Source organism: Rubripirellula tenax (genome assembly GCF_007860125.1).
GTDB lineage: Bacteria > Planctomycetota > Planctomycetia > Pirellulales > Pirellulaceae > Rubripirellula > Rubripirellula tenax.
In genome coordinates this window covers 190,476-212,092 of sequence record NZ_SJPW01000003.1, presented here as the reverse complement: position 1 = coordinate 212,092, position 21,617 = coordinate 190,476, and the positions used below count along the sequence as shown (strand labels likewise).

Here is a 21,617-nt window from a genome sequence, read left to right as displayed (position 1 = left end):
GTCCCACCGACAATATCATCCCCGATTCAGACCCTTATGGTAGCTCTCTAGACCCGTATGCCAATGAGAATGTGACCTTACCAAATGAGAGCCTTTGCACTTTCCGGATCAGTTCGAACGCCCCTAACGGGACGCGACCTAATTTTTCAATTGACAGAACGAATTTTCACGACCATACACTTATCGTGGTAAAACATCTCAAGCAGACCGCTAATCGTGCCAGAGTGCAAAGGATAACGCGGTTTGATTCCGACCAAATCTTCGCAACCCTCGGCGCGCCCATTTCATGGCAATTGCGGCTTGAAAGAATTTGAAATGGCTGAAACGAACAAACTGCAGTTGCTTCCGCGCCACAATCGCTCGCTTTCCGAACGTCCCAACGTGCTGTTGATCGTCGAAACGGCAATGGCGTTTGGGCGAGGCGTCTTGGAGGGGATCGGCCGTTACCTGTTGGAACATCCTTCGTGGTCCGTCCAACTGGATTTGCGCGAGTTGTTGGTTTCGCCACCGGCTTGGCTGCGGCGTTGGGAAGGCGACGGCATCATTACGCGGTCGACCACGCCCGAGATGGCCGCCATGATTCAAAAGTGGGGCATCCCAACGGTCAATCTGACAGATATCTACGGAGATCAAGGCATCCCCGCAATTTGGAACGACCATGCCATGATCGGTCGTATGGCCGCCGAGCACTTGATTGAGCGCGGGCTCAGCCATTTCGGGTTCTGTGGTTTCAGCGATCACCACTGGTCGATCGAACGGGGTGCCGGATTCGCTGAAACGGTCGCCCAGCACAATGGTGTGCTATCGTCCCACGCGTCGGATTGGTCCCAGGCGCGGCGAAGCGGCTGGGAACGGCAGCAATCCAAAATCGTCGAGTGGTTGATCAGCTTGCCCAAACCGGTCGGCATCATGGCGTGCAACGATTTTCGCGGCCAACATGTGTTGGAAGCCTGCCGCACGGCAAAGTTGAACGTGCCGGAGCAAGTTGCGGTCATCGGCGTGGATAACGACGAAGTGATCTGCGATTTCTGTCAACCGCCGCTAACCAGCGTCATCCCGTCGGCCGAACGGATCGGGTATGAGGCGGCCGTGCTGTTGGACGAATTGATGCGAGGCGAATCGCCGAAGGAAACCACTCGCAGGATCCCACCGCTGGGCGTCGCCGCGCGGCATTCCACTGATGTGATGGCCATCGATGATGTCGAAGTCGTCGCGGCGCTGAAGATCATTCGTCAACGCGCGTGCCAAGGATTGACGGTCAGCGACATTTTGCGGGAAATCCCGATCGCGCGAAGTTCGCTCGAACGACGCTTCCGCCGTTCGATCGGTCGATCGCCGCAAGCCGAAATCCGTGACGTCCAGATCAAACGAGCTCGACAATTACTCGGTGAAACGGATCTGTCGCTCGCCCAAATCGCGTCGCTGACGGGATTCAAACACCCGGAATATTTCAGCGTCGTCTTCAAACGCGAAGTGGGGCAAACCCCGGGACAATTTCGATCGGCCGTTGGCTAAGCGTGTCGCGATCAACCTTGATCGTCCGGTGCAACGCATCGGACGTGTGGGCACGGCGGAAGTGTTTCGATTGCAGCATCCACATTCGTTCAGTGTGTCCCTGGATTGCAAGTCAAGCTAACGTGACGGCTGTGGTTGTCCACCTTGGTTGGCAGCCCTTCCGTCCAACCGAGTCCCGGCCAACGCAGTGACCGCCATGACCGAACCCACCAAGCGGACCTCCGCATCGGCTGACATTGGGCACACCACGCGGCCCGACGCTGACGCCGAAAGTCACGACGGTCGGGCGCTCGGCGTCACGCTCTCAGTTCGCTCGACAGTGCAAGCCGGCGACCTGGACGATACCGTCGATACCCTAGATGAATCTGCGGGACCACGCGTCTTACCTGTTCGAACTGCTTCGAAGGTATTGGCGGATTTCGGCGACTATGAACTGCTTGACGAGATCGCGCGCGGCGGTATGGGCGTGGTCTTTCGTGCGAAACAAAAAAGCGCCAATCGCGTCGTCGCTTTAAAAAGGATTCTTGCCGGACGCTTCGCCAGCGACGAAGAAGTTCAACGGTTCTACGCCGAAGCGGAATCGGCCGCCCGATTGGATCATCCCAACATTGTGCCCGTGTTTGATGTTGGGGTGGAATCGGGACACCATTACTTTTCGATGGGCTTTGTCGACGGCCAGAGCCTTAACGCCAACATTCATCAAGGTCCCACGCCGGTACGACGAGCGGCGCAATTGGTGGAAACGATCGCGTCGGCGGTCGGATACGCGCACGACCAGGGCGTCATCCACCGTGACCTCAAACCAGCCAACGTGTTGCTCAGCCGTGACGGTGTCCCGCGCGTGACTGACTTTGGACTCGCCAAGCAAGTGGGTTCCAGCCGTGATCTAACCGCCACCGGTCAAATCATGGGCACGCCAAGCTACATGCCGCCCGAGCAAGCATCGGGACAGACGGCGACGGTCGGCCCGGCCGCCGATATCTATGCGCTCGGTGCGATCTTGTACGCGTTGCTTACCGGACGACCACCGTTCCAAGCGGCCAGCGCCATTGAAACGATCCGCCAAGTTCTCGAAGAAGAACCGCTCTCGCCAAGCACCCTGAACGCCGACGTCGATCGCGATCTCGAAACGATTTGTTTGAAGTGCCTTCAAAAAGACTCGGTGCAGCGGTATGCGACGGCGGGTGAATTGGGCGACGAACTGTCGCGATACTTATCGGGTGAACCGATTCACGCGCGGCCGGTCTCACGCGTCGAACGAACATGGCGATGGTGCAAACGCAATCGCTTAGTCGCCGGTTTGATGGCGGGGATCGGGTTCTCGTTAGTCATTGGCATTTGTTTGTCGACGTACTTCGCGATGCTAGCCAACGCGCGGGCGCGGCGTGCTCAAGAGGGCACGCAAATCGCGGTCGCAACGTTGGAAACGATGATCAACACGCTGCAAACGGGACTGGCAAGAATTCCGGCGGCGCGTGAACTGCGCCAGCAACTCCTTCGCGATTCCCTGTCGGATTTGCAGCGGGTTTCCGGTGAAGTGAAATCCCAGGCGCGGGTTGACCTCAGCACCGCCAAAGTCTTGACCAGCTTGGGGCTAATCTTCAGCGAGTTCGGCGATGACGAAGGTAAGTCAATGTCGGCCGAGGCACGGGATCATCTTCAACGATCCGTCGCGATCTACCAGCAACTGCGAAACCAGAACGACAAACCGTCGCTGAAACGTCTCCATGCCAATGCCTTGAACCAACTCGGCAATCTGTTCATCAACGACAATCAAATCGATTCGGCGGAAACGTCGCTGACCCAATCGATCGATCTTTTCCAAAGCCTGTTGGCCGACGATCCCGACAACGAAACCATTGCTTACGAGTCGACCTATCCCATCAATAACCTGGGCGACATCGATGCGATTCGCGGCAACTTCGAAGCTGCCTTGGTTCACTTCGAAACGGCGGTTGCCATGCATCGGCGGCTGCGATCGGACACGGGCGAGAATCTGCGCCGGCTGGAGGGACTTGCCGACAGTCTGATGCGAGCGGGCGACGCCTGTCACGATTTGAAACGCAACGACGGTGCGCTGCGGTACTTCGCCGAATCGAAGGACCTTTCCCGGCGATGGTATGAAGCCGAACCGAAATCGTCGTTTGCGATGGATTCCCTTTCGTTTGCTCACGAACGGCTGGGGAATCACTGGCTGCAGGTCGGTGACGCGAACAACGCGAAAATTCACTATGAAGGAATGCTCGCGTTGACCGAGAAGGCGCTCGTCGAAGATCCGAAGAGTCGCTTCCTGCTCGACGGCCTCTCGGTCTGCTATCAAAAACTCGCCAACACTTACGCCCGGCTGGACGAAACCGAGAAGGCGAGTGAGGCCAGCCGGAAAGCTGCCGAGGCAAGACAGCGGATGCCCCGCTGAATCATTACCTAGCCCAGCGGTGGGCATCCGCCGACCCAGGCTATCGACGGAAACCGATGGGATTGGAGTTTGCGGACGGATGAAAAGTTCGTATGTCCCAATACGATTCGTTGTTCCCGTTTCTCGTCCTCGGACGTGCGCGTGAAAAAAGCGAAAAGAAAAAAGGGTCAGGAGCCTAATTGGTGATTTGGGGGGATTTTCGAGGGCGGCCTCGTTTGCGAAGGGTTGATTCGAGGTTGTGCTGACGGGCGGTGGTCTCGACCAACCGGCGTCTCCGAAAGGCTGCCCTCGGTTGATCGCCCGACGCAGTTGCTCCTCTTCTTCCTTGCGGACTGGCCGGTTCACTCGCTCGGTCCAGCCTGATCGTTGACAGCCCAGGCTGTGACCAATTGAAAAGACTGCCGAAACGCCAATTTGGCTTTTTCTCCTCATGCCCCTTTTTCTCCTCAGCGTCGTGTTCAAGCGAGAAGTCGGCCAGACACCGGGCCAATTTCGGTCAGGCGTCGGCTAGCAGGCCAACGCCGATCCAATCGCGGGCGGTGCCGACTCAGTCGTCCGCCGGCGAGCCGTCTTTGATGACAAACTTGGCTTGCAGCCTGGCCACCTCAGTAGCGAGGCCCGCTGCTTGGACGCTGGCCAGGACTTCGCCAAAGTCCTTGTAGGCATCTGGGGCTTCGTCCCGCGGATATTCGCGGCAGTTGCTCATCACATCGTGCTGTGTCAAGTCTGCGTCGATCGTTTGTTGGTCCAGCAACTTCTTTGCTTTCGTACGACTCATTCGTCGGCCGGCGCCATGGTTCACACTGAAAGCGGAAAGCGACGCGCCTGGCAACGCCACCATCACGCTCGATCCGTCGCGAGGATTGCCGGGTAACAGAATCGGGTGTCCGGTTTCGGCGAAAGGCGTTCGGTCGAGTTCCGGATGTCCGGCCGGATAAGCTCGCGTGGCACCTTTGCGATGCACCCACTGTGGTCGCCCGTCGAGCGGTTCGAGTCGCGCGATGTTGTGGCTGATGAAGTAGATCAGGTCGCCGCGAATGCCGGGGAACACGTCGCGAAATGATTCCAGAACCAATTGATTGATCAACAAGTGATTGACCGTCGCGAAGTTGGCGCCCATGGCCATGTCACCTAGGTAGCTGCGTCCCTCGTCCGAGTCGACTTCCGCATGGACCAATTGCGGGTCACCGGCGGGGAATGCACGTCCTCGCTTTTCGAACGACGACTTCATGGCGCGGAATTGTCCCATCGCCAAATCATGGCCGAGGCCTCGTGAGCCGCAGTGTGAAAGAAAGGCAACGTGCCCATCCTTCAGCCCGAAAGACTCAGCAATTTTTCGGCTCGCCAGATCCTCAGCGACGTGGACGACCTCGCATTCGCCGAAATGGTTTCCGCCGCCGTAGCTGCCCAGTTGGCGGTACTTGCTCTCCAGGCGGTCGAGGCTGTCTCGAGTGCGTCCCATCCATTCCAACCTTGCGGCCAAAGTATCGCACGATCCATCGTGCGCGGTATGGAAAGCGTCTTCACATCGCGACGCCCAGGATTTCGGGATGCCTAGTTTCTTGAGCACGCTTTTCGAAGCGCCATCGGTTGTCAGTTGAAAGCCCAGTCGTCCGTCGACGGGACGGCTCTTGGGGACATGTCGCTGGCCGCGGCCGGCGCCAGTGGGGACTCGCTTGGCGATGGCTTGGATCAGCTTCCGGCGGACGGTCGGTTCATTGATCGCATCGGCGGGCAGATCGGTTTGCAACAGACTCATGCTGCACTTGATGTCGACGCCGACCGGTCCCGGATACACGTGGGTGGGCGAAGCCATCACACAACCCACCGGCGCGCCGTAACCGACGTGGGCATCTGGGTTCAAGACAACGCTCGTTACGCCAGGCGCCATCCGGCAATTGATGGCTTGGCCGATTGTGTTCGCGTCAAAGGTTTGCCGAATGGATTCGTTACCGATGATTGTGATCGGACTGAGATCGCCGCCGACATCCAGGGTTGCGGTTGCGACGCCCGTTACGTTGATCATTTGGTTTGTGGTGTCCATCGCAAATCGCTCGCTGTCATGTTCGGAAGAACGGCAATCACGATGACAAAGCGGTGCCGTAGGAGTTGAACCTAGACTGCTCCACAACGAAAAAGGTTCGCCAAGGCAGTCTCGTCCTCGTCGCCACGCCTGAAGTTATAAGTGCTTTTCGCCTGTCTGTTTCTGGCCTCTTGTGGGCGTACATATCTGGGATTGGGCAATCGCGAGTCGGACTCGACGAGTTTGTCTTTGCCCATGCTTTACTTCATAACGCAACGTCGCGCCCGACCCGGGGTGCGCTGCCCGACCCAGCGCAATGCAGTTCAGCGGCTTCGCCATACGGAGAATGGCCATTGAAAAAAATAACACCTTCGCTTTATCCGTGAAAGAATTGAAGCAAAACCAAATTTGAAAACCAAAAAAAATCTGCCCCCACGCGGAGCGCTCTTTCAATCCTCGTTTACGAAATGTCCGGTCACGTGAATTCACCAACACGACGGGCTGGTTTGCAGGGCGTCTGCTAAACTGAGTGCACGCGGCTACGGCTTGGCTTGCGAGTTTGCCGCCATGGATCTTGAAAAACAATTCGCCGCAGTTCTCAATCGACTCGTCTTTCGGATTGCCATTTAATGAATTCTGATTTGTTTGAGTCCGAGGAGAAGCGGGTGCCGTCAGCAAAGTACCTCGCCGTTGGGTCTCTCATCGTCGCTGTGTTGGGATTTTTCTTTTGGACTCAAGTGGATCAAGAAGTTGTCGATATCGGACAGCTAAAAAGACGTCAGCAAGTACGCCGGTTGCAAGAGGAGAATGAGAGCATCGCTCGACCGGACCCTGATGTCGTGTTCGCCGAATTGGCCAAGCTAGGCAAGGCTGCTCCAATCCCCAGTTATTTGCAGGTGGATCGTAACAGGGCAGGAGCTTGGATCGTCCGGAAACCGGGCGGCAAGGTAGCCGCAGTGTTGCCGTTCCCTCCCCAGCAATCGCCAAAGCCTCCCAGCGATGCCCAACCAATTCACGAGAACCCAGGCTTTCTGGGTGCAAAGGCCTGCGAGGAATGCCACGCCGAGACCTTTGCGTCTTTCTCGAAAACTTCACATCACCTGACAAGCCATCTGGCGACTCCCCAGTCCATTCGCGGTTCGCTGGATTCGGGAAAGAATCGACTTGGAACTCGGCTGCCCAACGTTTCGTTCAAAATGGTCGAGCACGATGGTGCGGCGTTTCAACGTGCCTCGTTCATGGGCTGGGAGTTCGAAATCCCAATGCAAATCGTGACTGGCTCGGCCAAGCTGGCTCAGACGTTTCTCTATTGGAACGACGACGAACTGTACCAATGCAACGTCACGTATCTGACGGATACGGATTCATGGATCAACAGTCCTGGCTACCACGACGGCGACGCCGCGTACGAACGCCCGATCATTGCACGTTGCTTGGAGTGCCACACGACGTACGTTGATTTTCGCGAGCCGGTCAACCGCTTCACACCCCGATCGCTGATCACCGGCATCTCATGCGAACGATGTCACGGTCCAGGTCGTGAACATGTGGAATATCATCGCGAGAATCCACGCGAAAAAGAGTCTCGCTTTGTCACCGTTCCCAGCGATCTACCGCGTGACAAAGAACTGCAAGTCTGTAGTCAATGTCACAGCAGTATCACGCCGTTGAAGGGGCGGCCGTTTCGTTTTCGCCCCGGAGACGATTTGATTCAGCATTACGAACCACCGGGCGAAGAAAGCGGGAACAGCGTCCACACGAGCAACCAGTTGGATCGACTGGGACGAAGCAAGTGTTTTCTTCAAACCGAAATGACTTGCGTCGATTGTCACAACCCGCATCAATTTGAACGAGGAAACATCGCGTTATTTTCGCAGCGATGCATGAAGTGTCATCAACCGCAGGCGTGTGGGATGAGTGACGAAGTAGGCGAAAAGATCTCGACAAACTGCATCGACTGCCACATGCCATTTACCGGCAGCGATCAACTCCGGTTGGACACGGCTAGCGAGAGTATTTTTCCCGAGATGCGCGATCACTACATTCGCATCGACAAGCAAGCGTCCGATGCGTACTTGAAACAGAATGCTGTTTCGGACAAGTGACGTAGCGGGACACTGATTTGTCCGCTCGGGAGGCAGGTGGCGAAGTGCGGCGAGTTGCGTTGGGGATTCGGCGCAAAATAAAACCTTGGCCATTGGTGGCCAAGGTTTGAAGTGCGGGCTTGCGTTCGTTGTCGCGTCGCAATCAGGGAATGACTACTTTGCGAGTTTTCGCCGTCGACGCAGTTGATAGAAACTGACGGCGCCAGCAGCGCTGAGCAGGAGGATGCTAGACGGTTCCGGGACTGCTGTTGCTCGCAACGTGAGGCTTCCATCGATGAAGCTGCCGCCGTTTCGACCGACCAGGTTGACCGTATCCGTTCCGATGTCTCCGGCATCATTGTTGGTTCGGAGCAACGAGAACATCGACTCACCGATTGTCGGAGCGATCAGGTCTACGCTTCCAAGTCTCGCCTCAAAGATTCCTCCACCGACATCGACTGCCGTGCGTCCTTGACCAAAAATCGAAAGTCCGCTGTAGCTAAACGTATTGTCATCGGCGGCGGCTGTGGCGGACCCATTCGTGATGTCCGTCATCACATTCGCGAACCTTCCGTCGGATCCGGCAGCAGCGATGTCGATGCCGTAGGACGAAATCCGTTGCGTTGCCAAGACGGGTGTGTCTCCGTCGGTGACGATTTCACGGATGAACACGTCAACATTCGAAAAGACTTGGCCTGGCGAGGCGGGCACGATGACCCGATTCATATCGCCAAGTTCCGGCGCCCGAAAAAACAGTTCGTATGAAATGGCCGCGTCGGCCACCGAACTGAACAAGCAAAGACCCATTACCCAGGAAACGAGAACACGCATGGTGAGGGGCTCCGAGAGATTCTGATGAGATAGGATGAGGTTGAGTGGTTTGCCCCGGTTTTTGAGGATCAAACGCCTGCGTCATTGTTACCTAAATTGACAGCGGGTGTGCTACACATTTGCCGCAAAATCGCTGGTTTTTTCGAATTTATCACCCTCGCCTGTGGCCATATCCGCTTCCCTGCTCGCCATTTTTGGGGGGCTGGGTCGATCCTGGGTCGATGGTGTGCCAGCTGGACACTGGTCTGGCGGGTTAGCGGGCGATTGAAACAAGCTTTAGCGTCGATGCGAGCGACTCAACGGACCCCCCCGCTTGGTAGTGGAATGACATTTCGGCCTTCATCCCCATGGTCAGCTTTACCGGCTGTCGCAGCGGCAGGACGAGGCATTGGTTGGGCCAAGTGATGGCTCGCTGGCTGTCGATATCAACCGTGATGACGTTCTGTGTGACGAAACGAACGGCATTGGCTTGTCCGTTATTGGTCGGCGTAACGTCTTGTCGAACGTTGAACTTCATCGGGATCGTGCCGTCGTAAGCGATGTTTGCGTACGGTGACAACGTTGTGATCGCTTGCGTGCCGGGTTGGTCGACGCGCGGCGGATGGAAGAGCGGCACAGGCGCGTGGTAGCCTGCGAAATCGAACGACTGGGTGACCGGTTCGGCCATCAAAATCGAGGCTTCCGGCAGGAAAATCGGCAGTTTTGGACCGTGTTTTCGTACGTGGTTCTTCTTGAAGGCCGCGATGACTTGCGCCTGTTTTTCACGAAGTAGGCCCACGTGCAGCATTTCGCAAACGACGACATCGACGGGCGTATCGCTGACGAACTCGCAAGCATCGGCTCGCACGACGGTGATTTGTTCCTCCAGTTCGTTCAGGCCGACAAACCGTCGGGCACACGCGACGAGTTCGGGATTGCGTTCGACGCAGGTGACGCGGGCGCCCCTCTTGGCGGCGAATGACGACAAAATTCCGGTGCCGCCGCCGAGTTCGACCACGTGCATGCCCGGCTGGACGACTAAATCGATCGCTTCGCGGAAGGCGCCGACGCGGTCTGCGTCCTGCAGCATGTTGTAGTGGTACAGGAGCGGAATGAACTGGCCGAGGGTTTGCTCATCATCAGCAACGTGCGGCGAGACGGGGGCATCGGTCAGGGGGTAGGACGTCGTCATCGATCGGATCCCGTGGATGAGCTCTAAAGGCGAAACTGGCTACAGCGGGACGGTAAGGCGAATTCGACTGAAGGCTCAAGGGCAATCGCGACGACGATGCTGTCATGTAGCTCGATTCCATTCGATTCACCGATCGGGCTGCCGCGAAACACCACGACGCACTTCAAAAGCACATTCTTTGATTTTCGTTGATTGCAAAGCCGGTCAATCAGCCAGAAAGCGACGTTTACGGTCCCGATTGAGGGATGTTCTCGATGAACGTCGACAGAGGCTTTAAATTACGCGACAATCTTCGACGAAGCCGAAAACGGCCAATCTTCTCTAGAAGGACATCCCAGTAACATGCTCGACCAGAAACCGAACGCCACGCTAGCCACAACGGACCTGACACTGACGTCCGACATTTTGGCTCCCCTTCCCGATGAACTTCGACGGCATTTGTATTTCACGCTTGGGCACGATAACAGCAAAGCCGAGCCTCACTATTTTTATCAGGCACTGGCCATTGCCGTCCGCGACCGCGTGACCAAGCATTGGCGGACGACTCGCCAGCGGTTTGCCGCGACCGAGGCTCGACGCGTCCATTACTTCTCGCTGGAGTTTCTACTCGGCCGGTCGCTCAACAACGCGATCCAGAATTTGGGACTCGACGAGGATTCGCGTCGTGCGCTGCACGAATACGGATTGAAGTTGGAAGAGATCGAGGATGCCGAACCCGATGCCGGGCTGGGTAACGGTGGTTTGGGTCGTTTGGCGGCTTGCTTCCTAGACAGTTGTGCGAACCTTGAGTTGCCGGTCGTCGGATACGGGATTCGGTACGAATTCGGAATGTTCCACCAAACCATCAGAGATGGTCGCCAAGTCGAAGGTCCCGATCATTGGCTTCGCGATGGCAATCCTTGGGAAATCGAACGCCCCGAAGACACGCGGACGATCAAGTTCTATGGGCACACCCAGCGTGGGCTGGACGCCAACGGCAAACCATTCAGCAAGTGGGTTGGTGCGCAGGACTTGTTGGCCGTGCCGTACGACATGCCGATCCCCGGATACAAAAACGAGACGGTCAACACGCTTCGTTTGTGGAAAGCCGAAGCGACGGACGTCTTCAACTTGGAAGAGTTCAATTCGGGCAACTATCCCGATGCCGTTGTCCAAAAAAATACTGCCGAACAGATCTCGATGGTGTTGTATCCCAACGACGCCAGCGAGAACGGGAAAGAGTTGCGGCTGAAGCAACAGTACTTCCTTGTTTCGGCGAGTCTGCAAGACGTGCTGGCCAAATGGGTCGATCAGCACGGCGAAGACTTTACTCGTTTCGGCGAATTGAATTGTTTCCAGCTCAACGACACGCACCCGGCATCGGCGGTCCCCGAGTTGATGCGGTTGTTGATGGACGAGCACGGATTGGATTGGGAAAGCGCTTGGAAAATCACGTCGGGGTGTATGGCGTATACCAACCACACGTTGTTGCCCGAGGCGCTGGAGCGTTGGTCGGTGGGCTTGTTCAGCCGCCTTTTGCCGCGGTTGCTTGAAATTATCTTCGAAATCAACGAGCGATTTTTGGCAGAGGTTGCCAAGTCGCATCCTGGCGACATGGAATTGCGCCGTCGGGTGTCTTTGGTTGAAGAGGGCGATCACCCGCACATTCGCATGGCGTACCTGTCGATCGTCGGCAGTTTTTCTGTCAACGGCGTAGCGGCGCTGCACACCGAACTCTTGAAGTCCGGTTTGTTCGCCGACTTCTACGCCATGTGGCCCAAGAAGTTCAACAACAAAACCAACGGTGTGACCCAGCGTCGTTGGCTTTCGCATTGCAATCCAGAATTGCGAAATTTGCTCTATGAAACGATTGGAACCGAATGGGAATCCGATCTCGAGCAAATGAAGAAGTTGGTGCCGTTGGCTGACGACGCCGCGTTTCAAAAGAAATGGGCGACCGTCAAACAGCACAACAAAAAGCGTCTTGCCGACTACGTCTTTGAAAATACCGGCGTCCAGTTCAATACGGCGGCCATGTTTGACGTTCAAGTCAAACGGATCCACGAGTACAAACGGCAACTGTTGAACGTGTTGCACGTCGTCCACCTGTACGATCGCATTCGACGTGGCGACACCGTGGGGATGGCGCCACGATGCGTGCTGATCGGTGGGAAGGCGGCACCGGGGTATCACGTTGCCAAGTTGATCGTGAAGTTGATCAACAACGTTGCCGACGTGGTCAACAATGATCCGAAGAACAAGGACATGTTGAAGTTAGTGTTCTTCCCGAACTATCGTGTTTCGTCGATGGAAATCATTTGTCCCGGCACTGAGTTGTCGGAACAGATTTCGACGGCGGGTAAAGAAGCGTCGGGCACGGGAAATATGAAGTTCATGATGAACGGTGCGCTGACGATCGGAACCCTTGACGGTGCGAACATCGAAATTCGCGAACAAGCCGGGGATGAAAATTTCTTTCTTTTCGGATTGGATGCCAGTGGGGTCGTCGAAGCGAAGAAGACTTACGATCCGGATGCGATCATCGCCGGCGATGAAGACATCCGCCGCGTGATGGAACTGTTAGAGAGCGGACACTTCAACGAAGCCGAACCGGGGATCTTTGACCTGTTGACCAAGGGGCTGCGAAATCCGCAGGACCAGTGGCTGACGATCGCCGACTTGCGAAGCTACATTGATGCCCAAGCCGAAGCGGCGAAGGTGTATGCGGACCAGAAAAAATGGAACCGAATGAGCATCATCAATTCGGCTACCAGCGGTTGGTTCTCGAGCGATCGAACGATCAATCAGTACGCCGACGAAATCTGGAAAGCAAAACCCTTGCGCGACAAGAAGGCTTAGTCAACGATGCGGTTCACTCGATCCTCTGGCGTACTTTGTCATATCACTAGCCTGCCCGGCGAATTCGGCATCGGTGATATGGGGCCGAGTGCGTACGCGTTCGTCGATTTTTTGAACGCGGCCGGTCAGGGGATTTGGCAGTTGCTGCCGCTGGTTCCACCTTCGGCGTGTAATTCGCCGTACAGCGGTTACTCGGCCTTCGCGGGGAATCCGTTGCTGATCAGTCCCGAGGGGTTGGTCGAAGACGGTTTGCTCGATCGTGAAGACATCAAACCGCCCGGCCCATGGTCGACCGATCCGTCGCAAGTCGATTACGAAAACGTGATCACGTACAAGCGTGATGTGTTGCGGAAAGCGTTTGAGCGTTTTCAATCGGGCCAGCATCCGACATTGCAAGCGGCGCTGGATCAATTCGTCGCCGGTGCATCTTGGATCGACGAGTTTGCTCGGTTCGAGGCGTTGATGTTGCATTTCGGTCAATCCGATTGGACACAGTGGCCGATCGAATTGGTGCGTCGATTTGCGGATGCGATCGAGATGTGGGACCAGAAACTGAAAACGGAGATCGAGTTTTCTGAGTTCCAGCAATTCATTTTTGATCGTCAGTGGACGCGGTTGAAGCGATACGCTGCCGAGCGTCATGTGCAGATGTACGGCGACATGCCGATCTTCGTGGCTCACAACAGCGCCGACGTTTGGTCGAACCAGAAACTGTTCGCGCTCGACATTTTCGGCAAGCCGACCTTGGTCGCCGGTGTGCCGCCGGATTACTTCAGCAAGACGGGCCAATTGTGGGGCAACCCCCAATACCGATGGGACGTCCTAGAGTCGACCGATTATGCGTGGTGGACGGCGCGGTTCCGCGGTGCGCTGCAGCAGTTCGATCTGCTGCGAGTCGACCATTTCCGTGGCTTCGAAGCCTATTGGGAAGTGCCCGCGACTGCCAAGACCGCCGTCAATGGCAAGTGGGTCAAGGGCCCGGGCGCTAAGCCTTTCGTGGCCGCGCGAAACAAGTTGGGCGAGTTGCCCATGATCGCCGAAGATTTGGGCATGATCACCGAAGAAGTCCACCAATTGCGTGACGAGTTGGGTTTCCCGGGGATGCGAGTCTTTCAATTCGGGTTCGATACCGAAGAAGACGACTTTCACCGCCCCTGCAAATACAACGAGCGATCCGTCGCGTATACCGGAACGCATGACAACGACACGTTGATGGGTTGGTACCGCAATCGTCGACCGGCGGACGACGCATCCGATCCTTTGGACGCGATCGTGACCGGTGGCGACGATGCGAACTGGCAAATGATCGAATCTGTTTACCAGTCCGCGTCGGACACGGCGATCGTGCCGATTCAAGACTTCTTGGGGCTGGGAAACGAAGCTCGCATGAACATGCCAGGCAAAGCCAACGACAATTGGGCGTGGCGATTGCAGGACGGCATGATCACTGATGACGTGATCCAGCGGATACGAGTGATTACGGAAAACAGCAACCGCATGGCGAGCCAACCGGCGACGACTTGAACCGTATACGGACGCTATTGAACCGTATGCCGGGGCTGGCCGTACGCTATCATGCGGACCGTCATTTCGACCGCAATTGAGCATCGTGTTTCTCGGGTTCGCAACTCTTGTCAGACTTGTCACAGTGGATCGGTTGGTTATTGGCTGTGACCGTGGTCCCGCCGATGGTCATTTGCGCCATCACGCTTTACCCCGTTCGATGGTTTGCGGTCCGGTTGGGTTTGTTGGCACCGATGTCGGGCCACAGCACGCATACTCGTGTCACGCCACTTGGCGGCGGCATTGGGATCTGGATGGGGATTGTGGGCACGTTCGCGATCGGTACGCTTGCCGTTGCTTTTGCCCGTCACGCTCCGGAATGGCAAGCCCGAATGCCGGCTGCGATGGTACCGCTGCTCAATGGTGTGTGGTCCAAGGCCGGTCAATTGTGGGCCGTGCTAGGTGCCGGAACCGTCTTGGCCATTTTGGGCGTGACCGATGATCGCCGTGGGGTCAACGAATGGGTCCGCTTGGCGGTCGAGTTTGCCGTGGCCGCGTTCGTCGTTTACTACTTGGATTTTGGATTGACGGCATACATCGGCGTTGCGTGGTTGACGAATTTGTTGTCGGTGATCTGGATCGTCGGACTGATCAATTCGTTCAACATGCTCGACAATATGGACGGGCTCAGCGGTGGCGTTGCGGCGATCATCGCCGCGACGATGGCTGCGGTGATGTTGATCACGCCTGACCCTGGAACGGCGCGGCCTCAGTTCTTCGTCGCCGCGTTGTTGTTGGTGGTGTTGGGATCGTTGCTGGGTTTTCTGTGGCACAATCGGCCGCCGGCAAAAATTTTTATGGGCGATGCGGGCAGCTATCTGGTCGGGTTTTTGGTCGCTATATCGATGTTGATGGCGACGTATGCCGGCGATGGGGAACCGCGACCGCACGCGGTGCTTGCGCCGCTGTGCGTCATGGCTGTTCCGCTATACGACATGATCACTGTGTTGTGGATCCGCGTTCGCGAAGGGCGAAGTTTGTTTGTGGGTGATCGTAGCCACTTTTCGCATCGCTTGGTCGACCTGGGGCTCAGTCGCACGCAGGCGGTGTTGACGATCTACTTGGTCACCGCAACGTGTGGATTGGCCGCGATTGTTTTGACGCAGGTCACGGTGATTCAGGCCGTAATGGTTTTGGGCATCGTTGCGTGCATGTTGTTGTTGGTCGTCATTTTGGAATCGACCGGATGGCGAAAAGACGACCAATAAACCCATCGTCGGAAGTCGCGATCGAAAGTGAATCGCCGACGATCGTGGGGGCGTTTTCGCTGCAAAAGGGTTCGCTGGGCGATGCCGCGATCGCGATGCTGGGTGCCACGTTGGTGTACACTGCCTACCACCCCAGCGACAGCATCGCGGCCGAACAGGGCGATGCATTGTGGTTCGCGATGTTTGCCTTGGCGATCGCGACGGTGACGGCGGTCGCGTCTCGATTCGGGAAGACGCGGCAAAGTGAGGCTTCCGATTCCATCGCCACGCGGATCTTGCAGGCGGCACCCTGGGTGATGGGCGGATGGGTCTTCCTGGCGGCATTCGCGACGTCATCGACTTGGTTCGTACCCGACGGCGGGTCATCGCTGGGGAATCTGCGTTCGGCGACCAACGAGGCCTGGGTGTGGTTGGCCGGCGCCGCAATCTTCACTTCGACACGTCGATTGACGGTGGGCTTGGCCGCACGTCGGTCGATGATGATTTTGGCAATCGCGATTGCGACAGGATTGGCCGTTCATGGACTGCATCAACATTGGGTGTCGCTGCCCGCGGATCGGCAAGCATTCCAGCAGGATCCGGATGCCGTCGTGGCGATGGTGGGATTGGACGCGCCGGCCGGGACCGCCGAGCGGATGCGGTTCGCCAATCGCTTGTTTGATGGTGGGCCGTCGGCGACGTTCGCATTGGCCAACTCGTTCGCGGCCGTCTTGTTGGTGGGAGTTGTTGTTGTCGCCGGGATCGTGCGATTTCGATTCGCCCACTGGACGAACGCGCGACGTGGTATCGCTGTCGCGATGGTGTTGGTTCTGGTCGCGGCGCTGTTAGCGGCGCGAAGCCGGTCGGCGACGCTGGCGATGTTGATGGCGGTCGGTTGGTTGGTGCTGTCGAGTATCCGTATCGACGCGAATCGGAAACGCCGCTGGGCGTGGGGGATCGCGATCATTGCCGCCGTGGCATCGATCGGCATCGCGGGATTGGCGTTGTTTGGCAATCGCGAGTGGTTTGAACAGGCGCCGGCATCGTTGGCGTTTCGTTTTCAGTATTGGCGTTCGACGTGGCAAATGTTTCTGGATCGACCCTGGTTCGGCGCTGGGCCTGGGAACTTTCAATCGATTTATGAACGCTATCGGGAAGCCAGTTCGACCGAACAGATTTCAGATCCTCATAGTTTTGTTTTTGAAACCTTGGCCACCGGCGGTTGGGTAGCGACGGCAGCATTGATGTTGTTGATGGGTGTGGGGATAAAGTGCTGGTTGGGGAGAGGCCGCGATCAGATCGAAGATGTTCAGGTATCTGGTGGCGGGACCTCTGCTGGTGTGTTCGGAGACTCGCCTTGGTTGCTTAGCGGGGCCGTGGTCGGATTTCTTTTGACGTGGTCGATCGGCTGGATCTCGCACTCGATTCCCGACTTCGACGCTAGCCTGTTCGCGGTTCCGATCGCCTTAGCCGCGGGATACTTCGCGACGTCGGCGGTTGGCAAGCTATCGTCAGAATGTTTGGACCGCATTTTCGTCGCCGTGTTGATCGCGATGGCGATCCACTTGAGTGTGGCGGGCGGATGGACGGTTCCCGGCGTTGCGGTTTGGGTTTGGGTTTGCGCGGGGATCGTGACAGGCGTTCGCGCGTCGGCGACAGGAACTTCGTCCGCTTCGCCGAAGCTCGGAACGGCCAAATCAGTGGCTTTGGTTGGTGCGATGGCAGCGCTTTATTTTATGTCGCTGCGTCCGGTCGGTCGCCAGCAATACTGGATGGTGGTCGCCGAAGTTTCGCAATCGACGGGCCAAATCGGCAAGGCAAGGTTGTCGCTTGAAAAAGCCATCGAGGCGGATCCTTGGGCGACCGCACCGGTGTTGTGGATGACTGATTTCTTGCGTTGGGAATTGATTCGAAAACCGAATGAGGGATCCGGCGACGAGGCCATTCGGCTTCGTTTGGCAGAATGGATCGACGCGGCGAAAGCTCGCTCGGGGGACGATCCGTCGGTCTTTCGCCAAATCGGCGTCGGCCAGTTGCATCTGTACCAGCGGTTCGGCAACGCGGAAGATTTGGCCGCGGCATCGGCGACGTTTCACGATGTCGTTCGGTGGAGTCCGGCGAACCAGTGGGCCATGGCCCAGATGTCACTGATCGCCGATGCAGAGGGGGACACGCAATCCGCCGAAACGCTGGCCGCACGGGCGAAGGCACTTTCCGAACAGGGGGGCAATCTGGAACGGGCGTTGTATCTGCAGTCGATCTATGTGGCCCGCCCGATCGGCATCGAGGCCGCCCGAGAGCCGGTTCGCGGGCGGGCGGACGAACTGTTAGGGTTCGTGCCGACGGCCCAAAAGTGACGTTTTTGCGGTTTTTTGAGACTTACATTTTACTTCGGCAATCGTGAACCGGTATCGAACTGCCACCGGCGATGCTGCGTAGCATGGGCACGCATCGACTCTGTTTTTCGGAAGCCACCATGAAGACTTTTATTTTTATCGCATTCCTCTCGGGCCTGATCGGCGCTTCGGCCGCGTGGGCGATCAACCAAAGCCGGTACGGCTACCGTGAAGCCCTGTTTGGTCCGTTCGATATGGCGGGAACTGTGACGTCCGAAAACGTTGCGGAAGTCTTGGACAAGCGAGAGAAGAAGAAAGTCGGCAAAGTCGTCATCGACGACGATTTGGATTACGACTTTGGCGTGATGTCGCCGGGTCAAGAAGGTGAAAAAACGTTCCGGATTCGCAACGAAGGCGAAGGCCCCCTGAAGCTGAGGGTGGGCGCATCGACGTGTAAATGTACCCTCGGGGCGCTCAATAAAGAGATTCTCGAACCGGGCGAAGAGACCGAAATCAAGCTGACCTGGACCGTCAAAGGCGGAAGCACGGATTTTGGCCAATCAGCACAATTGTTGACGGATGATCCAAAGTCGGTTGCCATCACGTTGAAAATTTCGGGCAAGGTCATTCAAGACTTCCAGCTGGTTCCCGATGTTTGGACGTTCGGCGAAATCGCGACGGGTGACTCGTTCGAAATCACGGGCGATATTTACAACTACACCGGCACAACGATCGAAACGACGGACTTAAAGTTCACCAGCGATTCCATGACGGAACTGGCGGATATCGAAGTACAGCCTCTGGACAAGGCAGATTACATGGAAGGCGGCGAGGCTGCCGTGCAAGCGTTTCGTGTCGTTGCAAAAATCAAGCCTGGCATGAAACAGGGTGACATTTCCCAAAACCTGCTGGTCGGATTCAACAACATTGGCGATCCGGCTAAGGCGGATGACGGCGACGAAACGGTATCGACGGAAGAAGACACGGCGGAGGCCTCCGGCAGGTACATCACAGTCCCGGTCAAGGGAAGGTTGGTGGGACCACTGAGAATGCTTGAAAGCAGCAAGTTGACCATGTGGGCAGGTGAATACCTTTACGATTTTGGGAGAATCGGCCCCGATGGCGAACTGAAAGCGAAAACGTTTGTTGTGCTAAAAGGCGATGAACGCGACAATACGACCTTGACGGTTGGAGAGACTAGGCCGGGAGGGGTTGTTAGGGCAGTCTTGGGTGAGCCCAAAAGCCGTGGGTCGATGGTTTTGTACCCCCTCGAAATCGAGCTTGTGCCGAGTGATGAAACGATCTCACGTCTCGGTAAAGATAGTAGGGACTACGGTTCGATATGGATTAAGTCAGATAATCCAAAGGTGTCGAGCATGCGTGTCGTGCTCAAATTTGCTATCGAAGGTCGTTAGCAACTGGAGTTTCAATGTCGGATTGGTTCGCAATGTTTGAAATGAAATTTTGGTCAAGCGACTCTAATCCAACGAATCCAGTGGAAAATATCTCGCGCGGACATCGCGACACGGTTTCTGAGATGCGTCGACGACGGGCTGGCGTCGTCAGCGGTGCTATGGCGATCGGATTGCTCGTGGTCGGAGCGGTCGGATGCTCGCCACCCGCTCTACCGATGACCCCTCAGGCGGATCTCGCTGTGGGAATGCCGACCGGCCAATCCAGCGACCCGGGTACCCTGTCGCCGACAGGCATTGCCGCGCCGTCGCTGCTGGCAACGGAAACTCATTCAACGCAACCGATCTCGTTTCGCATGAACGTGCAAACGACCGAAGCGGAATCGGGGTTCCCAGGTCGGTTTGACTCTGGTCCGTTCGATCAGAGTTCCCCCTTCGCCGGTGAAACATTCGCAAGCGAAGCGGTCGCGACTCAATTGATTCAGATTCCACAGGGCCCTCAGCCTGGTAGCATCATCGAGGTGATACCAACGCCCAAGGGCGAACGGGATCCTGCGTTTGCCAAGCCGGTCGAAGCTGCCGAAAAAGCCATGCCGGCCGAAAAGGAATCGCCCGCCAACGTCACACCGCCCGCAAAAGAAGATGTGACCGAGACGATGGACGCGACTGCCAAAGCCGAATCGCCGTCGGCTTCGGTCGCGTCGACGCAACCGGCGATGGCAATCGATCCCACGATCGCCTCAAAAGCCGAGCCGTCCACGACTCCCTCGACGCCCGTGTTCCCCAATGCTCTGGATGGACCCGAGGACTATACGACTTGGGATCGCCCGTCGGTCGCGCTCGTCTTCACCGGCCAACAACACGGCTACATCGAACCCTGCGGTTGCACCGGCTTGGATCGTCAAAAGGGCGGGGTCGCACGCCGGTTTACGTTCATCGAATCGCTGACCGATCGCGGCTGGGACGTGGTCCCTATGGACGCCGGAAACCAAGTTCGCCGGTTTGGAAAGCAGGCCGCGATCAAGTTGCAACAGTCCGTGCGCGCCCTCGATGAAATGAAGTACCAAGCGGTCGGTTTCGGCCCCGATGACGTTCGATTAGGCGTCGGCGATTTATTGGCCTTAGCGGCGGAAGAAGACTTTTTCGTTTCGGCGAACGTGGTGCTGTTCGATCCGGAGTATCTGCCCCGCATTCGCATCGTCGAAAAGAACGGGATGAAGATCGGCGTTACCAGTGTCTTGGATCCGGATGCGATGGAAGTCGCCGCCGACGACGCTTTGACGGTTAGCGATCCCCTTCCCTCGCTAACCGCGGCCACGAAAGACTTGGCGGCCAAGTCGCCTGACTACAGCGTACTGTTGTACTTCGGCAAAGAAGACGCTGCCAAAGAACTGGTTCGCAAGGTAGCCGGATTCGACTTGGTGGTAGCGGCCGGTGGCTATGGCGAACCAACCTATCAAGCCGAATCGATCGAAGGATCAAAGACGCGAATTATCGTGACGGGCGACAAAGGCATGTATGCGGGCATCATCGGGTTGTATCCCGATGGGACGACGAAGTATGCGCGGGTGCCGTTGACGCACGAATTCGCCGATGCCCCGCAAATGCGAGGCGTCATGGCCGATTACCAAAACCAACTTCGTGACATCGGATTGGGCGGATTGGGATTGCTGCCGCCGATCAAGCACTCCTCCACTGAAACGTTTGTGGGCAGCGAAGCGTGCGGCAAGTGTCACACCAACGCGTACGCCGTCTGGGAGAGTTCCGCCCACGCCGAAGCAACCGAACACCTGGTTCATCCGCCCAAAGAACGCAGTGACATCGCCCGTCACTTTGATCCCGAGTGTATCAGTTGCCACGTCACCGGCTGGAATGCTCAGGACTATTATCCCTATGAGACAGGTTATTTGTCGCTGGAAGAAACTTCCCACTTGACCGGTAACGGTTGCGAAAACTGTCACGGACCGGGCGCCGGACACGCCGCAGCGGAAGCCGAAGGGGCGACGGTGGAAGTCGCCCTTCGTGACAAGCTTCGCGAGTCGATGAAGTTGCCGCTCGAAAAGGCTCGCGAGAAGTGCATGACGTGTCACGACTTGGACAACAGCCCTGACTTCCACGAACCCGATGCGTTCGAAGATATCTATTGGCCCGAAGTGGAACACTACGGACTAGACTGAACCTTGACGGTCACTCAGTGGTTAGACTGATCCGACGCTGCCGCCCGTTTTCGCGGCACATCGT

Annotated in this window: 12 protein-coding genes; 9 read left to right on the top strand and 3 right to left on the bottom strand. The window is 56.9% G+C overall.

The annotated features are described in order from the left end of the window. Positions 1–315 precede the first annotated feature (315 nt). Positions 316–1,515, top strand: coding sequence for a XylR family transcriptional regulator (locus tag Poly51_RS11700; protein WP_186775494.1), 1,200 nt, complete (start codon positions 316–318; stop codon positions 1,513–1,515). A gap of 196 nt (positions 1,516–1,711) precedes the next feature. Then, positions 1,712–3,931 (top strand): protein kinase domain-containing protein, encoded by a 2,220-nt coding sequence (locus tag Poly51_RS11695; protein ID WP_146457662.1) that lies wholly within the window; start codon positions 1,712–1,714, stop codon positions 3,929–3,931. Between the two features lie 547 nt (positions 3,932–4,478). Here the strand turns inward: Poly51_RS11695 and Poly51_RS11690 are convergent. Next, on the bottom strand, positions 4,479–5,975 hold the full coding sequence (locus Poly51_RS11690; protein ID WP_146457660.1) for an RtcB family protein: 1,497 nt from the start codon (positions 5,973–5,975) through the stop codon (positions 4,479–4,481). 608 nt (positions 5,976–6,583) lie between these two features. On the opposite strand from Poly51_RS11690, the gene Poly51_RS11685 reads away from it, so the two are divergent. Next, entirely contained in the window at positions 6,584–8,059 is a 1,476-nt protein-coding gene (locus Poly51_RS11685) for a multiheme c-type cytochrome (RefSeq protein WP_146457657.1), read from the top strand. A 153-nt stretch (positions 8,060–8,212) separates the two neighbouring features. Here the strand turns inward: Poly51_RS11685 and Poly51_RS11680 are convergent, their stop codons facing one another. Next, the gene (locus Poly51_RS11680; protein ID WP_146457655.1) at positions 8,213–8,869 is read right to left on the bottom strand and encodes a PEP-CTERM sorting domain-containing protein; all 657 of its coding nucleotides are present in this window, start codon (positions 8,867–8,869) and stop codon (positions 8,213–8,215) included. Positions 8,870–9,122: 253 nt separating this feature from the next. Further along, positions 9,123–10,040: a methyltransferase domain-containing protein gene (locus tag Poly51_RS11675; RefSeq protein WP_146457653.1), complete on the bottom strand. Its 918-nt coding sequence runs from the start codon at positions 10,038–10,040 to the stop codon at positions 9,123–9,125. 342 nt (positions 10,041–10,382) lie between these two features. Here Poly51_RS11675 and Poly51_RS11670 point away from each other — a divergent pair, with 342 nt between their 5' ends. From Poly51_RS11670 to Poly51_RS11645, 6 genes are all read left to right on the top strand, one after another. After that, a complete protein-coding gene (locus tag Poly51_RS11670; protein ID WP_146457652.1) occupies positions 10,383–12,878 on the top strand; it encodes a glycogen/starch/alpha-glucan phosphorylase in 2,496 nt (831 codons plus the stop codon). Positions 12,879–12,884: 6 nt separating this feature from the next. Further along, complete coding sequence (gene malQ, locus Poly51_RS11665) at positions 12,885–14,402, top strand: 4-alpha-glucanotransferase (RefSeq protein WP_146457650.1); 1,518 nt, start codon at positions 12,885–12,887, stop codon at positions 14,400–14,402. A gap of 116 nt (positions 14,403–14,518) precedes the next feature. Further along, complete coding sequence (locus Poly51_RS11660) at positions 14,519–15,649, top strand: MraY family glycosyltransferase (protein ID WP_390621785.1); 1,131 nt, start codon at positions 14,519–14,521, stop codon at positions 15,647–15,649. Beyond that, positions 15,628–17,985, top strand: coding sequence for an O-antigen ligase family protein (locus tag Poly51_RS11655; protein ID WP_146457648.1), 2,358 nt, complete (start codon positions 15,628–15,630; stop codon positions 17,983–17,985). Before Poly51_RS11660 ends, Poly51_RS11655 begins: the two co-directional genes overlap by 22 nt. A 119-nt stretch (positions 17,986–18,104) precedes the next feature. Next, entirely contained in the window at positions 18,105–19,379 is a 1,275-nt protein-coding gene (locus tag Poly51_RS11650) for a DUF1573 domain-containing protein (RefSeq protein ID WP_186775493.1), read from the top strand. Positions 19,380–19,459: 80 nt separating this feature from the next. Beyond that, positions 19,460–21,553, top strand: a complete 2,094-nt coding sequence (locus Poly51_RS11645; protein ID WP_246114429.1) for a multiheme c-type cytochrome — start codon at positions 19,460–19,462, stop codon at positions 21,551–21,553. Positions 21,554–21,617 lie beyond the last annotated feature (64 nt).

Excerpts from the sequence above, each read along its gene's own strand:
- Poly51_RS11700 (WP_186775494.1), top strand. The coding sequence starts at position 316 with ATGGCTGAAACGAACAAACTGCAGTTGCTTCCGCGCCACAATCGCTCG.
- Poly51_RS11695 (WP_146457662.1), top strand. The coding sequence starts at position 1,712 with ATGACCGAACCCACCAAGCGGACCTCCGCATCGGCTGACATTGGGCAC.
- Poly51_RS11690 (WP_146457660.1), bottom strand. The coding sequence starts at position 5,975 with ATGGACACCACAAACCAAATGATCAACGTAACGGGCGTCGCAACCGCA.
- Poly51_RS11685 (WP_146457657.1), top strand. The coding sequence starts at position 6,584 with ATGAATTCTGATTTGTTTGAGTCCGAGGAGAAGCGGGTGCCGTCAGCA.
- Poly51_RS11680 (WP_146457655.1), bottom strand. The coding sequence starts at position 8,869 with ATGCGTGTTCTCGTTTCCTGGGTAATGGGTCTTTGCTTGTTCAGTTCG.
- Poly51_RS11675 (WP_146457653.1), bottom strand. The coding sequence starts at position 10,040 with ATGACGACGTCCTACCCCCTGACCGATGCCCCCGTCTCGCCGCACGTT.
- Poly51_RS11670 (WP_146457652.1), top strand. The coding sequence starts at position 10,383 with ATGCTCGACCAGAAACCGAACGCCACGCTAGCCACAACGGACCTGACA.
- malQ (WP_146457650.1), top strand. The coding sequence starts at position 12,885 with ATGCGGTTCACTCGATCCTCTGGCGTACTTTGTCATATCACTAGCCTG.
- Poly51_RS11655 (WP_146457648.1), top strand. The coding sequence starts at position 15,628 with ATGGCGAAAAGACGACCAATAAACCCATCGTCGGAAGTCGCGATCGAA.
- Poly51_RS11650 (WP_186775493.1), top strand. The coding sequence starts at position 18,105 with ATGAAGACTTTTATTTTTATCGCATTCCTCTCGGGCCTGATCGGCGCT.